The sequence below is a fragment of the Williamsia limnetica genome, from assembly GCF_003217475.1.
GTDB classification, from domain to species: domain Bacteria; phylum Actinomycetota; class Actinomycetes; order Mycobacteriales; family Mycobacteriaceae; genus Williamsia; species Williamsia limnetica.
Genome location: NZ_QJSP01000002.1, coordinates 1 through 15643, shown reverse-complemented (window position 1 = coordinate 15643; position 15643 = coordinate 1). Strand labels below are relative to the sequence as shown.

The 15643-nt window shown below is 63.1% G+C and carries 14 protein-coding genes; 8 read left to right on the top strand and 6 right to left on the bottom strand.

All coding sequences use genetic code 11. The annotated features are described in order from the left end of the window. The first annotated feature begins 107 nt into the window (after positions 1 to 107). On the top strand, positions 108 to 1175 hold the full coding sequence (locus DFR67_RS02805; protein ID WP_110467932.1) for a M48 family metallopeptidase: 1068 nt from the start codon (positions 108 to 110) through the stop codon (positions 1173 to 1175). 9 nt (positions 1176 to 1184) lie between these two features. Here the strand turns inward: DFR67_RS02805 and DFR67_RS02800 are convergent, their stop codons facing one another. Beyond that, a complete protein-coding gene (locus tag DFR67_RS02800) occupies positions 1185 to 1835 on the bottom strand; it encodes a TetR/AcrR family transcriptional regulator (RefSeq protein WP_245937688.1) in 651 nt (216 codons plus the stop codon). Between the two features lie 152 nt (positions 1836 to 1987). On the opposite strand from DFR67_RS02800, the gene DFR67_RS02795 reads away from it, so the two are divergent. From DFR67_RS02795 to DFR67_RS02780, 4 genes are all read left to right on the top strand, one after another. Beyond that, positions 1988 to 3529 carry an MFS transporter gene (locus DFR67_RS02795; protein WP_245937687.1) on the top strand — a complete coding sequence of 514 codons (1542 nt, stop codon included), beginning with the start codon at positions 1988 to 1990 and terminating at the stop codon, positions 3527 to 3529. 188 nt (positions 3530 to 3717) lie between these two features. Further along, the gene (locus tag DFR67_RS02790; RefSeq protein WP_110467930.1) at positions 3718 to 4533 is read left to right on the top strand and encodes a MerR family transcriptional regulator; all 816 of its coding nucleotides are present in this window, start codon (positions 3718 to 3720) and stop codon (positions 4531 to 4533) included. Between the two features lie 30 nt (positions 4534 to 4563). Then, positions 4564 to 4962 carry a (R)-mandelonitrile lyase gene (locus DFR67_RS02785; RefSeq protein WP_110468282.1) on the top strand — a complete coding sequence of 133 codons (399 nt, stop codon included), beginning with the start codon at positions 4564 to 4566 and terminating at the stop codon, positions 4960 to 4962. After that, positions 4962 to 5651: a GOLPH3/VPS74 family protein gene (locus DFR67_RS02780; RefSeq protein WP_110467929.1), complete on the top strand. Its 690-nt coding sequence runs from the start codon at positions 4962 to 4964 to the stop codon at positions 5649 to 5651. The genes DFR67_RS02785 and DFR67_RS02780 overlap by 1 nt, the downstream gene beginning before the upstream one ends. Positions 5652 to 5714: 63 nt before the next feature. Here DFR67_RS02780 and clpB read toward each other — a convergent pair whose 3' ends face one another. Continuing rightward, positions 5715 to 8267, bottom strand: coding sequence for an ATP-dependent chaperone ClpB (gene clpB / locus DFR67_RS02775; RefSeq protein ID WP_110467928.1), 2553 nt, complete (start codon positions 8265 to 8267; stop codon positions 5715 to 5717). A gap of 241 nt (positions 8268 to 8508) precedes the next feature. Between clpB and DFR67_RS02770 the strand changes: the two genes are divergently transcribed. After that, positions 8509 to 9963, top strand: a complete 1455-nt coding sequence (locus DFR67_RS02770; protein ID WP_245937686.1) for an alanine/glycine:cation symporter family protein — start codon at positions 8509 to 8511, stop codon at positions 9961 to 9963. Here DFR67_RS02770 and DFR67_RS02765 read toward each other — a convergent pair whose 3' ends face one another. The 3 genes from DFR67_RS02765 to DFR67_RS02755 all read right to left on the bottom strand — a co-directional run bounded on the left by DFR67_RS02765 (position 9964) and on the right by DFR67_RS02755 (position 12496). Then, positions 9964 to 10071, bottom strand: coding sequence for a methionine/alanine import family NSS transporter small subunit (locus tag DFR67_RS02765; protein WP_110467926.1), 108 nt, complete (start codon positions 10069 to 10071; stop codon positions 9964 to 9966). It lies immediately after the preceding gene. Continuing rightward, complete coding sequence (locus DFR67_RS02760; RefSeq protein WP_425451238.1) at positions 10068 to 11591, bottom strand: sodium-dependent transporter; 1524 nt, start codon at positions 11589 to 11591, stop codon at positions 10068 to 10070. Before DFR67_RS02760 ends, DFR67_RS02765 begins: the two co-directional genes overlap by 4 nt. A 164-nt stretch (positions 11592 to 11755) precedes the next feature. Beyond that, positions 11756 to 12496, bottom strand: a complete 741-nt coding sequence (locus tag DFR67_RS02755) for a PaaX family transcriptional regulator C-terminal domain-containing protein (RefSeq protein ID WP_110467924.1) — start codon at positions 12494 to 12496, stop codon at positions 11756 to 11758. A gap of 75 nt (positions 12497 to 12571) precedes the next feature. Here DFR67_RS02755 and DFR67_RS02750 point away from each other — a divergent pair, with 75 nt between their 5' ends. Together DFR67_RS02750 and DFR67_RS02745 are read left to right on the top strand one after the other, a co-directional pair. Continuing rightward, a complete protein-coding gene (locus tag DFR67_RS02750) occupies positions 12572 to 14215 on the top strand; it encodes an acyl-CoA dehydrogenase family protein (RefSeq protein WP_110467923.1) in 1644 nt (547 codons plus the stop codon). A gap of 4 nt (positions 14216 to 14219) precedes the next feature. After that, on the top strand, positions 14220 to 15242 hold the full coding sequence (locus tag DFR67_RS02745; protein ID WP_110467922.1) for a crotonase/enoyl-CoA hydratase family protein: 1023 nt from the start codon (positions 14220 to 14222) through the stop codon (positions 15240 to 15242). Positions 15243 to 15286: 44 nt separating this feature from the next. Here DFR67_RS02745 and DFR67_RS02740 read toward each other — a convergent pair. Continuing rightward, on the bottom strand, positions 15287 to 15643 hold a 357-nt coding region (locus tag DFR67_RS02740), incomplete at its 5' end, for an HNH endonuclease signature motif containing protein (RefSeq protein WP_211324926.1).

Sequence of the window (15643 nt, the reverse complement as noted above, 5' to 3'; positions counted from 1 at the left end):
TCGGTCGTCTGAAAGAACTACATTCGCGGTCTGTGAACGCGGGTTTCGCTACGGTTGATCGGGTTGCCGGGCACCAGTCTCATCCGGCACAGGGAGGACCAGCGACGATGACCCATGTACCCGTATCCGTGCGCGCCCCGTTTCCGGGCATAAGTTCGCGGGCGTGGGAACACCCCGCCGATCGCACCGCGCTGACCGCCCTGCGCAGACTCAAAGGTTTCGATCAGGTCCTCAAGACGTTGTCGGGTCTGCTGAGGGAACGGCAGCACCGGTTGCTGTACCTCGCCAGTTCTGCGCGGGTGGGCCCGAGGCAATTCGCCGATCTCGACGCTCTGCTCGACGAGTGCGTGAGAACGCTCGACGCGCCGGTCAAGCCTGAGCTCTACATCTCCCAATCGCCGCTGGTGAACGCCGTCTGCATCGGGATGGACAAGCCCTTCATCGTCGTCACCTCCGGCATGTACGAGTTGATGGACCACGACGAGCTGCGCTTTGTCATCGGGCACGAACTCGGGCACGCACTGTCGGGGCACGCGGTGTACCGAACGATGTTGATGCACCTGACCCGGATCGCCGCGTCGATCGGGTTCATCCCGCTCGGCGGGTGGGCCTTGAGAGCGATCGTCGCCGCACTGATGGAGTGGCAACGCAAGTCCGAGCTGTCGGGCGACCGCGCCGGACTACTCTGCAGCCAAGACCTCGATGTGGCGCTGCGCGTGGAACTGAAACTGGCGGGCGGCAAGCACCTCGACCAGATGGACACCCAGGCGTTCATCGCCCAGGCGAAAGAGTACGAGCGGACCGGCGACCTGCGCGACGGCGTCCTCAAGTTGCTGAACCTGGAGATGCAATCGCACCCGTTCTCGGTGCTACGAGCTGCAGAGCTCAACCGCTGGGTCGATCGCGGTGGTTACGGAAAGATCGTGGCCGGCCTCTACCCGCGGCGCGAGGACGACGACAGCGCCAAGGTCGCCGACGATATCGGCGCGGCGCGAAAGGCGTACCGCGACAACTTCGACGAGTCCGAAGACCCATTGATCAAGGGGATCCGCGACGGGCTCGGAGGGGTGGTCGACGGCGTTGGTCAGGCTGCCTCGGATGTGGCAGAGAGCGTCAACCGTAAGTTCTCCGACTGGCGAACGAACTCGAAGAACAAGTACGACGACAGCAACTGAACCTGGACCTCAGACGGTTTTGGCGATCCCGCGGAAGATCTCGTACGTCGATTTGAGGGTGTCGGCGGCAACAGCGGTGTCTGCGGGTGCTGACCCGACCTGGCCGCATCGCCACTCATCCATCGAGATGTGCATCAGTGCCATGTAGACCGAGACGGTCACCCGCACCGTCGGGTCATCCGCCGGCTCGCCCATCCGTTTGGCGACCAGGTCGGTGATGCTCCTCATCTTCCGGTCGCCCAGTTCGATGCTGCGCGCATTCACCGACGGCGCGTTCTGGATGATCCGGTTCATCGTCTCGAACCGCGTGAGATCCACACTCCCGGTCGGGCATTGTCCACCCAAGATCTGGACCTGCGCATTCACCAGGGCCTCGATTTGATTGTCGGAGCGCGGCTGCGCCTCGAGGGAGTTCGCCATCGCGACGATCATGTCCTCGATCGGAGCGAGGACAACGTCCTCTTTGGTGGCGAAGTAGCGGTTGAACGTCCGAGGCGAGATGTCTGCGGCATCCGAGATCTGCTCGACCGTGGTCGCGTCGAAACCTTGCTGGTCACACAGCTCCAGCGCGGCGGCAATCAGCCGGTCGCGCGTCTGAAGCTTCTTCCGTTCACGGAGACCTGCCTTGACCTGGCCTGTTCCGATTTCCGCGATACTCACGTCCACATGATAACTCCGCTTCGGCGAAATTGCTGCTTCGTGCGCCAAATGTCCGATTGTGCATTTTGTCGCTTGACGACTTCTGTCTGAGCCTGCCACTATTGGGCGACAGATCGATTCAGCATCCACCCTCTTCCAGATTTGAGGATCTCGTGGCTTCACCCAACACCGTCATCGCGCAGGACCTTCCTGACCGCGACACCGCACCTAAATCGACCGGCGACTCACGCCGCTGGTGGGCGCTGGGGATCATCGCCCTCGCCCAGCTCATGGTGGTTCTCGACGCCAGCATCATCACCATTGCCCTGCCCTATGCGCAGGTCGACCTGGACATCTCGGATGCCAATCGGCAGTGGGCACTGACGGCATACACCCTGCTGTTCGGTGGACTACTGCTCCTCGGGGGACGTATGGCCGACTACCTGGGCCGTCGCCGCATGTTCCTGATCGGACTCGCGGGCTTCGCGGCTTCCTCGGCCATGGCCGGGTTCGCCTGGGATCAGATGTCGTTCTTCGGTGGTCGCGCCCTACAGGGTGTGTTCGCAGCGATGCTCGCACCCGCGGCTCTGTCCCTGATCACCGTGACCTTCACCGAACACCGCGAACGGGCACGCGCTTTCGCCGTCTACGCAGCAGTGTCCGGCGGCGGTGCCGCCATCGGCCTGATCGCAGGCGGCGCACTCACCGAGTACATGTCCTGGCGTTGGACACTGCTGGTCAACACCCCGATCGCGATCATCGCGGCCATCGGCGGCCTCTGGTTGGTCATCAAGGATCGGCCTGCCAAACGAACCGGCGGCTACGACATTCCCGGTGCCGTCACGGTCACCCTCGGCCTGATCGCCATTGTCTACGCATTCACCAAGGCCGCCGAATCGGGCTGGGGCGCACCGTCGACCATCCTGCTGTTCGTCGCCGGAGCCGCGTTGCTTGCCGCATTCGTCGCAATCGAGATGCGAACCACACATCCGCTACTGCCACTGCGCATCCCGGGTGAACTCAACCGGGGCGGCGCCTACCTGGTGGCCTTCATCATCCCGACCGCCATGTTCGCGATGTTCCTGTTCTTGAGCTACTACTTCCAGAACACCCTCGGAGAAACGCCGCTGAGGGCCGGGATCTTGTTCCTGCCGTTCCCGATCGCGCTGATCATCTCCGCGGCCTCGGCCAGCTCACTGCTTCCGCGCTTCGGACCGAGGCCCCTGATGATTGCCGGCACCGTTTCCGGCGTCCTGGGATATCTGTACCTGGCGCAACTGGATTCGGATTCGACGTGGCTCGCCCACGTCCTGCCCAGCGAGCTCCTGATCGCCCTCGGCATGGGCCTGGTGTTCGTCTCCATGCAGGCGGTCGCCCTGCACCGGATCGACGAGAAGGACTCCGGAGTCGCCAGCGCACTGGTCAACACCGCTCAGCAGGTCGGCGGTTCGGTGGGTGTCGCGCTTCTGAGCACGATTGTGGCTCAGGTCTTCTCGAACAGCTCGGGCAGTGCAATGACTGCCGGCGCCGACGGCAACCCCGTTCCGGCCGATCCGGCGGCATTCATGGCGGCCAGCATCCACAGCTACGACGTGGCGTTCTACTGGGGCGCCGGCTTCATGGCTCTCGCCCTGGCCGTCACCGTCTTCATGATCCGGATGAATCGACACGCCCTCGGTGACGAAACCCAGAACGCAGTGCCCGTCGCTGCCTGAACCTCTCGGCCGAAGAACCGGGTCGTGCCATCATCGGCGCGGCCCGGTTTTTGCCGTTCCAGACGCCGAGCGGGCCCTTAAAGCCGTTGACCGGGACTTTGTTTCGACCGAGCGTGCCCTTGTCGACCACATTCGGATGCGGCACCCTTGACCCTGACACTGTGTGAGACCGCAACGTAGAGAGCGCAATGATCACCATCGGAGATTTCGCCAAACTGGGCCGGGTATCGGTCCGGATGTTGCGGCACTATGACTCGATCGGACTGCTGACACCCCAGCGCACGGACCCTCATACGGGTTACCGGTACTACGAGGTGTCCCAGCTGCAGCGACTCAACCGCGTCGTCGCACTCAAAGACCTGGGCCTGCGCCTCGAAGAGGTGCGGCGGATCGTCGACGACGAACTCACCGGGTCTGATCTGCGAGCGATGTTGCGCCTGCGCCACGCGGAGATCCAGTCCCAGATCCGCCACGACCAGTACCGGCTCGCCCAGGTGGAAGCGAGACTCCGACTCATCGAAATGGAGACAGACATGTCCACACCCACCGTTCTCACCAAAACCGTCGAGCCGATCAAGAACGTCGGGCTACGAGCCCTTGCTTCCAGCCAGACCAGCGACGACATCGGACCCGTCATCCAGTCGCTCTACCCGCAGATCATGGCCGCCTTCGGGGCCACCGCAGTCACCCCGGTCGGCCCCAGCGTGGCCTTCTACTCCCCCGCACCCGAGCAATCCGAGGACGCGGTCTGGGTGCATGCGACCTTCCCCGTGGCGTCCGGACCCGTGACCGGGCTCGACACCTTCGACATCCCCGGCGGTGAGGTCGCATCGATGATCCATCAGGGCTCGATGGACTCCATCGACTCGACGTATCAGGAGCTCAACCGCTGGGTGTCCGAGCAAGGTTTCGCCTTGAACGGCCAGGCCCGGGAGATCTATCTGGAGATGTCCGACGATCAGGCGGACTGGGTCACCGAGGTGCAGGTCGACTTCGTGCGCTGAGCACCCTCGAACGCGAGGACAATGGAGAGCATGCACATAGTTCGCAGCTCGATCGACACCGCCAAAGGCCCGAAGGACTGGTTCACCGGGGACGTGTACATCGACGCGGTGGCAGCCGCTCCGGCGCCGTCACGGGTGTCAGCCAATCTCGTTCACTTCATGCCCGGCGCCCGCACACATTGGCACCGTCACGCGCTCAGTCAATCCGTGTTCGTGACAGAAGGAGTCGGGCTGTGCCAGCGCCGGGGTGGACCCGTCGAGGTCATCAGGCCCGGCGACCGGGTGCTGTTCGAAGCAAACGAGGAGCACTGGCATGGCGCCGCACCGACTCGGTTGATGGTGCACCTGGCCATCAACGAGGCCGACGACGACAACGCCGCCGTCGAGTGGCTGTCGCCCGTCACCGATGACGAATACAACCAAGCTTGATGAGCACGCCGAACTCGTCCAAGGATCCGTTGATCGCCGAAGACCTCCTGTTGCTGCTGTTTGACCCCCGATCCGGGACGATCGCCGGCGAAGGCACCCTGTTCTATGTTCTCGGTGGTGCGGTTCTGACCGAACTCGCCTTCACCAATCAGATCGCCATCGAGAACCGGGGTGGCGTGCGTGGGAGTCTCGTCAGCGCTGTCGAGGACACCCCTCTGACGGACCCGCTGCTGAGGTCGGCGTGGGACCGAATCGCCGAGAAGCCACGGGACCCACAGACCCTCCTGGCGTCCATCGGTCCGACGCTGCGACCGATCGTCCTCGACCGGTTGGTCGAACGCGGGTACATCGTTGCCGAACGCAAGAAGAGGTTGCGGCTGTTCACCACAACGTCGTTGCGCGAGGGCGACGGGAGACGACGCAGTGATTTGTTGGCGCAGGTTCGGGCGGTCTTTGTCGACGGAGTCAGCCCGCAGTCCCGGATCGCAGCGCTCGGAGCATTGCTGTCGGCGAGCGGTACGCTCCCCACCTTCTATCGCGACATCCCGTGGTCGGGTGATGTGTACACGCGCGGCAAGGAACTCGAGCGTGGCGAATGGGGCGCCGATGCTGTCGGTGCCGCGGTCGCTCGGACTGTCGCGGCGAGCGTCGTCAACTCGATGGTCGCTGTCGGACTCATCAAAGGTTGAGCGACTCTACCCACGCGGCAAGGACCCCGGCACCCAATGGGTGCCGGGGTCCTTGTCTGGCGGTTACCCGACGACGAGGGTCTCGCCGTCGTCGCTCGTGGTCACCGAGACCGTGTCGCCGTCGGTGATCTTGCCCGCCAGCAGCGCGCGGGCGAGCTGGTCGCCGATGGCCTGCTGGACGAGGCGCCGCAATGGCCGGGCCCCATACAGCGCGTCGAAACCACGTGTGGCGAGCCACTTCTTGGCGTCGTCGGACACATCGAGGGTCAGTCGACGCTGTGCGAGGCGCTTGCCCAGCTGACCGATCTGGATGTCGACGATCGAGACCAGTTCGTCCGGGGTGAGCGCATCGAACACCACGACATCGTCGAGGCGGTTGATGAACTCCGGCTTGAAGGCCATCCGGACCGCGTTCATCACCTGGTCCTTGTCACCGCCGGCGCCGAGGTTGGACGTGAGGATCAGGATCGTGTTGCGGAAGTCCACGGTGCGACCCTGACCATCGGTCAACCGACCTTCGTCGAGTACCTGGAGCAGGATGTCGAAGACGTCCGGGTGAGCCTTCTCGACTTCGTCGAACAGCACCACCGTGTAAGGGCGACGCCGAACGGCCTCGGTCAGCTGGCCACCGGATTCGTATCCGACGTAGCCCGGCGGAGCACCCACGAGCCGTGCAACGCTGTGCTTTTCGCCGTACTCGCTCATGTCGATGCGAACCATGGCGTGCTCGTCGTCGAACAGGAACTCCGCGAGCGCCTTGGCCAACTCCGTCTTACCGACGCCGGTCGGGCCGAGGAATAGGAAGGATCCCAGCGGCCGGTTCGGGTCGGCAACACCGGCCCGGGCACGACGTACCGCATCCGATACCGCTTCCACGGCCAGCTTCTGTCCGATGACGCGGGAGCCGAGTTCGTCCTCCATCCGGAGCAGCTTCGCGGTTTCGCCCTCGAGCATGCGTCCCGATGGAATGCCGGTCCACGACGAGACCACCTGGGCCACATCGTCGGGTCCGACCTCTTCCTGCAACATCACGTCGCCACCGCCGGTGGCACCCGACTTCGCCGCAGCGACCTCGAGTTCTTTTTCCAGCGTGGGGATCTGGCCGTAACGTAGCTCGGCGGCACGACCGAGATCACCATCGCGCTCAGCACGCTCGGACTCACCACGCAGGTGTTCCAGACGCTCTTTGAGGTCGCGCACCGAGTTGATGGCGTTCTTCTCGGACTGCCAGCGAGCAGAGAGCTCGTTGAGCTTCTCTCGCTGGTCGGCCAGCTCCGAGCGGAGCTTGTCGAGACGAATCTTCGATGCCTCGTCGGTCTCCTTCTCCAAGGCGACCTCTTCGACTTCGAGTCGGCGCACGATACGCTCGACCTCGTCGACTTCGACAGGGCGAGAGTCGATCTCCATGCGCAGACGCGACGCGGCCTCGTCGACCAGGTCGATGGCCTTGTCGGGGAGGAACCGGGACGTGATGTAGCGGTCGCTCAGGGTCGCGGCAGCCACCAACGCGGAGTCCGTGATGCGGACGCCGTGGTGTACCTCGTAACGATCCTTGAGGCCACGCAGGATGCCGACGGCGTCTTCGACCGACGGCTCACCGACGTACACCTGCTGGAACCGACGTTCGAGAGCTGCATCCTTCTCGATGTACTGGCGATACTCACTGAGGGTCGTGGCACCGACCAGCCGCAGCTCACCACGGGCGAGCATCGGCTTGATCATGTTGCCGGCATCCATCGCCGAATCACCGGTCGCGCCGGCACCCACGATGGTGTGCAGCTCGTCGATGAACGTGATGACCTGTCCGGCAGAGCCTTTGATCTCCTCGAGGACGGCCTTGAGCCGCTCCTCGAACTCACCGCGGTACTTCGCACCGGCGACCATCGATCCCATGTCGAGGGAGACGACGGTCTTTCCGCGCAGGCTCTCGGGGACATCGCCCGCGATGATCCGCTGGGCCAGCCCTTCGACGATGGCAGTCTTACCGACGCCGGGCTCACCGATGAGAACCGGGTTGTTCTTGGTACGACGGCTGAGCACCTGGACGACGCGACGGATCTCGGTGTCGCGGCCGATGACCGGATCGAGCTTGCCTTCACGTGCGGCCGCGGTCAGGTCGGTGGAGTACTTCTCCAAAGCCTGATAGGTGTTCTCCGGGTCGGCCGAGGTCACGCGAGCGCTACCGCGAACGGCGACGAATGCCTCCCGCAGGGCCTGCGGAGTAGCACCGACATCAGCCAACAACTTTGCGACATCGGAGTCGCCGGTCGCCAGACCGACAACGAGATGCTCGGTTGAGACGAACTCGTCGTCGAGTTCGCCGGCCAGCTGCTGTGCTGCAGAGATCGCAGTGATCGACTCCCGGCTGAGCTGCGGGGTCGAGCTCGCACCGGAGGCCGTGGGCATCCGATCGACGAGCTGTTGAGCTGCTGCACGGGTCTGAGCAGGATCAACGCCGACCGCCTTGAGCAGCGGCGAAGCGATCCCGTCAGATTGGTCGAGCAGCGCGACGAGTACGTGAGCAGGCCGAACGTCCGGGTTACCGGCTGCAGCCGCCGCTTGGATTGCCGACGACAAAGCCGCCTGCGACTTGGTGGTGGGGTTGAAACTGTCCACTCGTGCACCTTCCTTCTGGTCCTAATGCAAGTAGGTACGGGCCTCATTGTGCCCGTTCAGAAGGTGTAACGCACGAAGAGTTGAGTCTGTTCCGCTCAATATTGATCGAGCCGTCGCTGCCACAGTCCAGTGATCTCCGCAGAACCAACGCCGTGCGGTATGTGACGATTGCCTAGGCTAACTGTCGATACAACGTATGCATGCCGTGCCGAGTGCTACATGTGTGCAGGAAAGAAGGTCCGTGAACGCCGTCATCGACTTCCTGGCAGACAAGTTGTACAGCGTCTTCCTGATCTACTTACTTCTCGGCGCCGGCATCTACTTCACCGTGCGATCCAAGTTCGTACAGGTGCGCCTGTTTCCCGCGATGCTCAAAAGCATCGCCGCTTCTCGCTCCGACGCGGAAGGGGGCATCTCCTCGTTCCAGGCTTTCTGTGTCGGCCTCGCCTCGCGCGTCGGCACCGGCAACATCGCCGGGGTCGCCGTGGCACTGACTCTGGGTGGCCCGGGAGCAATATTCTGGATGTGGGTGGTTGCGCTCGTCGGGATGTCGACGGCGTTCATCGAGGCAACCCTGGCGCAGATGTTCAAGGTGCGCGCTGACGACGGCAGCTTCCGCGGCGGCCCTGCTTACTACATCCAACGGGGACTCGGTTCGCGCACATGGGGCGCAGTCTTCGCGGTGTTGCTCATCTTCGCTTTCGGATTCGCCTTCAACATGGTCCAGGCCAACACGATCGCCACCACAGTCAGCGACACCACCGACATCGACGCCGGCTGGATCGCTGTCGTACTCGTAGTGATTTCCGCACCCATCCTCTTCGGCGGCATCCGCAGGATCGCACGCATCGCCGAGTACCTGTTGCCGATCATGGCAGGGGTCTACGTGCTCCTTGCCGTGGTGATCGTGCTGATGAACGTCGGCGAGCTCCCTTCGGTCTTCGGGGACATCATCTCCAGCGCGTTCGGACTCAACGAAGCCATCGGCGGGACCGCCGGCGGCATCCTCGCTGCGATGCTCAACGGCGTCAAACGCGGCCTGTTCTCCAACGAAGCCGGTATGGGCAGCGCACCCAACACCGCTGCCACAGCGACCGTGTCGCACCCGGCGAAGCAGGGGCTCATCCAGTCTCTGGGCGTCTTCGTCGACACAATTGTCATCTGTTCCGCGACGGCTTTCATCGTTCTGGTCTCTGGTGTCTACGACCCAACGGCAGCGGAACAATCCGTCGAGGGTGCGACCCTGACCCAGGAATCGGTCGCCGATCAGCTCGGCAGCTGGACGACCCTCCCGATGACGATCCTGATCTTCGTCTTCGCGTTCTCGTCGATTCTCGGCAACTACTCGTACGCCGAGATCAACCTGCACTTCCTCGGCATCAAGGGCAACTCCCTGCAGGCACTACGGACGCTGGTGCTGGCGGCCATCGGATTCGGTTCACTGACCGCGTTGAGCACGGTATGGGCCCTGGCTGATGTCGCCATGGCCGGAATGGCCACAGTCAACCTCATTGCTATTTTGTTGCTCGGCAAATGGGCCTTCGGCGCCCTGAAAGACTTCGAAGCGATGCGAAAACTTGGTCGCGACGACCGATTCGTCGGTCGCGGCAACAAGTATCTGCCGGGAGATCTCCCAGGGCATGTGTGGGACGCCGTGGAGGACAAGGAGGAAGTAGTCCCCCACGGACGGAGCTGATCAGTCGGGATCGTCAGGGTTGTTTCGCAGGTGGATGAGGCTCGCGGCAAGACCGCCCCACACCAGGATCAACGCGATGAGCATCATCACGATCGCTGAGGCGCTCATTTGGCTTCTTCCTTCGAGGTGGACGGGACTGTCAGATCGATTGATCTCTGCCAGGGGAGGAATGACAACACGATCGCCAGCGCCACGACGCCGAGCTGAACCACCCAGCCGAACCCGACGACCAATCCGGTGGGCAGCCCCCCATAACCATCGGATATCAGAGTGCTGACCTCGTCGATCAGCATGTAGGCGAGAACGACAGGGGTGATCACCCCGAGGAACACCCGCCAGACGATGCCCAGTTTGAATGACGACACCGCATTGAGGTCATCCTGCAGCGCGGGCAACGAACGGGTGAACCAGGAGACGACCACCAGGGCCACCACAGCCACCGAGACGATACCGATGTTGTTGGCGAACTTGTCCAGGACATCCAAGACGTTGAGGCCTGTGGTGGTCGGCAGCAGAATCATGGACACCGCTGTGCAGACCGTGCCCACGAGCAGGACTGCCGGAACACGCGCCATGCCGGTCTTGTCCTGGAGACCTGAGATGATGACCTGCACGATGCTCACGAGCGAAGTGAACCCGGCGAAGACCAGGCAGCCGAAGAACAAGACACCGAATATCGGCCCACCCGGCATCATCGAGATGACGGAGGGGAAAGCGATGAATGCCAATCCGATGCCGCTGCTCGCGACCTCACTGACGGCGACCCCGTCGGACTGAGCCATGTAACCGAGCACCGCGAACACGCCAATGCCGGCCAAGATCTCGAAGCCGCTGTTCGAGAACGCGACGACGAGGCCTGACCCGGTCATATTGGTCTTACGTTTGAGGTACGACGCGTAGGTGATCATGATGCCGAAGGCGATCGACAGCGAGAAGAATATCTGACCGTAGGCGGCTATCCACACTCCGCTGTCGGTCAGCGCAGACCAATCCGGGGTGAAGAGCGCATCAAGGCCGAGGCCGGCACCATCAAGGAACAGCGCACGAACCACCAGAACCGAGAAGAGGGTGACCAACAACGGCACGAAGACCTTGGCGGTTGACCCGATTCCCTTCTGGACGCCCAGCGCCAGCACCGCGATCACGGCAATCCAGACCAGGAGCAGCGGTACCCACACACCGGTGACGTAGTTGAACCCAAATGTCGATTCACTGTCCTGCTGGAGGAAGTCGGTGGAGAAGAACGTGGCGGCATCGTCGCCCCACGCCTCATCGAGCGAGAAGATGGTGTATCGCGCGGCCCAGGCGATGATCACCGCGTAGTAGACCGCGATGACGAACGAAACCCCGACCTGCCACCAACCGATTACCTCAGCACGTTTGTGCAACCGTTTGAACGCCAGAGGCGGTGATCCGCGAAACTTGTGCCCGATCGCGTAGTCGAAGAACAAGAGCGGAATGCCCGCGGTGAGCAACGCAATCAGGTACGGGATGATGAACGCTCCACCGCCATTGTCATAGGCGACGTACGGAAAACGCCAGATATTGCCTAATCCGACAGCCGAGCCGATCGCCGCCAAGATGAAAACGGTCCGGGTAGACCACTGTTCACGCACCTGCTCAGCCATGTCGTTCGTCTCCATTCGTGCGCGCCGCGGCGGCTGTGGTGAGCCACCATTACTCTGATCCGACCGTCACCTTGATGTAATCAGAGGTGCCGAGACGGCGAGTGCATTCGCTCGAATCATCCGACGAACTTGCGCTCCGAAGCAATGCGAGTTCGGGTGACATCTCAGCCCGCAGCAAAAACCCTCTCCGCGAGGGCGGTCAGTTCCTTCCGGAAGTTTTCGTAGCCTTCGCGCAAGCGCTCCCCCGGCCAGTTCGCAGGCAGTAGTTCGGCCGGCAGCAACGGATCGTCGAGCGTGTGTCGCACCATCGCGGCCGCGACCTCGAAGCGCTCGGACACCGCCGTTGCGTTGTCCATGGCTACCAGCAACCCCTCTGCCGTGTCGGCCCACAACTCGAGCGCGAACAAGCGCGCCACCAAGTCGGCCTGCGACTCCTCCGGCACCGCGGAGAACATGGTGAGCCGGCCGCGAACTTCCGCACTCAGTACGACGCCGACGTTGGCGGGTCTGGTCCACACCCCCTCCCGCAGTTCACCGAAACGGGCGGCGCGCAGCGCGTCGCGCACAGCGGCGCGATCTGTGGAACCGGCGGCGCCGGTGGTGACCACGGCCATGCTCCACCGGCCGTCCCAGGGCCCTGCCCCGGGATGCAGTGCCTCGTCCTGTCGGCGCTGCCGTTCGATCAGCCGACTCGACAACCGATACATGCCGTCGTGGCGTTCGAGGTCGCCGGCCGCAACCATCCGCGTCAAGGCAACGCGAACGGCCGATTCCTGCAAACCTAACTCCGTGGCCAACGCGAGGACCCCGCGGACCTGCGCCTGCGCGGACTGAAAACCGAGTAATGCACTGAGTATGACCGAGCGTGCAGTCAGCTTTCGAACACCTGTAGCGCCCGTAGTCATCGCACGATGCTATCGCGTCTCGCGATCATTACAATTCCCTGGCGCATGTGACCACATATGTAATATAATCGAGACATGCCTACTCACCTCGTCACGAATCAGGTCCCTGAACTGGTCGGTTACGACGCGGCCAACACCCCGTCGATCCTCGACGCGGTTCACCGCGCCGGCGCTGATCACATCCTCGACGAGCTACACCGGATCGGCCGACTCGCCGGTAGTGCCGAAGCCATCCAATGGGGTGACCGCGCGGAAGCCAATCCCCCGACGCTCAGGACACACGATCGATATGGCAATCGGATCGACGAAGTGGACTACGACCCCGCGTACCACCACCTGATGACCGAGGCAGTCGGATTCGGGCTGGGGGGCACGCCGTGGACGCAGTCGACACCCAACCCGCATTTCGTCCGGGCCGTGAAGATGGCCGTGTGGAGCCAGGTCGACGCCGGCCACAGCTGCCCGATATCGATGACGTACGGCGCGGTGCCGGCCCTGCGCGCGAACCCAGAACTGGCGGCGCTGTACGAACCCGGGCTGACGTCGACCACCTACGACCCGGGCTTGCGTCCGCCGCAGTCGAAGGCAGGACTGCTGGCCGGTATGTCGATGACCGAGAAACAGGGCGGCTCCGACGTCCGCGCCAACACCACGACAGCCACCGTCACCGCTGACGGGACTTACCGGATCACCGGACACAAGTGGTTCACGTCGGCTCCGATGTGCGACGTCTTCCTGGTTTTGGCGCAGGCACCCGGCGGTCTGTCGTGCTTCCTGGTTCCGCGCATCCTCCCGGACGGAACGCGCAACACCTTTGCGTTGCAACGCCTCAAGGACAAGTTGGGCAATCGGTCCAACGCCAGTAGCGAGGTCGAATACGACAACACCGTGGGCTGGCTGGTCGGCGACGAAGGCCGCGGGGTGCGGACCATCATCGAGATGGTGAACATGACCCGTCTCGACTGCACGCTCGGATCGGCGTCTGGAATGCGCAACGGTGTCGCGCAAGCAGCTCACCACGCCAACCACCGCACAGCGTTCGGAGCCACGTTGATCGATCAACCGTTGATGCGCAACGTGATCGCAGACCTCGCGGTGGAGGCCGAGGCAGCGACCTCGGTCGGCCTGTGGCTCGCCGATCTGACCGACAAGTCGGCCGCAGGCGATGCAGACGCCGACGCACTGCGACGTATCTCTTTGGCGGTGAGCAAATATTACGTCTGCAAGCGCGCACCCATCCATGCCGCCGAAGCACTGGAGTGCCTGGGCGGCAACGGGTATGTCGAGGAGTCACGTATGCCGCGGCTGTACCGGGAGGCGCCGCTGATGTCGATCTGGGAGGGGTCAGGCAACGTCGCTGCCCTCGATGCGCTGCGGGCGATGGCCAAACAACCAGAGACGCTCACTGCCTTCTTGGACGAGGTGAAGCTCGCCTCGGGCGCTGACGCACATCTCGATCACGCGATCTCAGATCTCGAAAACCAGTTCATCGACTTCGACAGCCTCCAGCATCGAGCACGCCGGGTGGTCGGCCAGATGGCTCAGGTGCTGCAGGGCTCGCTGCTGGTTCGATACGGAAACCCAGCTGTCGCAGACGCTTTCACGGTCAGCCGCCTCGGACACGATCACGGTGACGTTTTCGGCACACTGCCGACCGGCGTCGACACCGCCGCGATCGTTGAACGGGTGACACCCAAACTCGAGAACCGTCAGGGGTGACGACATGTCCGAGCAAGCCGGGACACAGCCGGCCGGGTGGCGCGACGACCTCACCTCGGGCAGAAACTCGCTCTTCGCCGGCCGAAGACCCGCCGACAACACGGAGACTTACCGGACATTGACGTACGAGGTGACCGGTCATATCGCCCGGATCACGTTCAACCGCCCTGAGCAGGGCAATGCCATCACAGCCGACACACCTGTCGAATTGGCTCGCGTCGTCGAACGAGCCGATCTTGATCCGCGCGTTCACGTCATGGTGGTTTCGGGTCGAGGCAAGGGCTTCTGCGGCGGCTATGACCTGTCGATCTTCGCGGAGAACGGGGGCAAGCCGGATTCGGGACCAGACCCGCATGAAGGCACCGTCGTCGATCCGGTTGTGCAGGCGCGCAATCACGACCCTTCGCGCACATGGGACCCCATGATCGACTACGCGATGATGAGCCGTTTCAACCGTGGTTTCGCGAGCCTGCTCCATGCCGACAAGCCGACTGTCGCCAAGTTGCACGGCTTCGCCGTCGCGGGCGGCACCGATATCGCGCTCTACGCCGATCAGATCATCTGCGCCGACGACACCAAGATCGGATATCCACCGACCAGGGTGTGGGGCATCCCCGCGGCCGGAATGTGGGCACATCGCCTCGGCGATCAGCGAGCCAAGCGCCTGCTCTTCACCGGAGATTGCCTGTCAGGAAAGCAGGCTCACGAGTGGGGGCTTGCTGTCGAAGCACCCCCTGCCGACGAACTCGACGAGCGAACCGAAGACCTGTTGCAACGCATCTCACGGGTGCCGATCAATCAACTGATCATGAGCAAGCTGGCGCTCAACAGTGCATTGCTGACTCAAGGGGTTGGGAACTCAGGAATGATCAGCACCGTCTTCGATGGCATCTCTCGCCACACGCGCGAGGGCTACGAGTTTCAGAATCGTTCGGCAACAGTGGGTTTCCGGGAGTCCGTCCGCGAACGCGACGAGATCAACGGTGACTGGAAGCGCACACAGTTCCAGTCACCGCCCACCGAGTGAATCTTCGGCAAATACCGAACCCTCGACGTTGCAAGCACCGGCTGTCAGGCCACCCGTCGTTTTCGGCGGACCGCGGGCTTGGTCCGCGCCTGCTGGCCGGCTCTGGTGTCGATCCAGTACTCCCGGTTGCAGCGCATCTCCACCCGGATGATCCCCCGGGTCTTCAGATCATGATGCTCCTTACACAGACACGCCAGATTCGACTCGATCGTCCACCCACCCGCCATGGGGTCGGCATGGTTGAACGGAACGATATGGTCGATCTCGCAGTCCTCCGACGGTTTCTGGCAGCCGGTGAATCGGCAGGTCCCATCCAACATCCGAATGATCCGGGCCAGCTTGCGCCCCGGCTTGTACTTCAACGCACCCCGCGGCGGATGTTTCCACCCACCGTGACCATT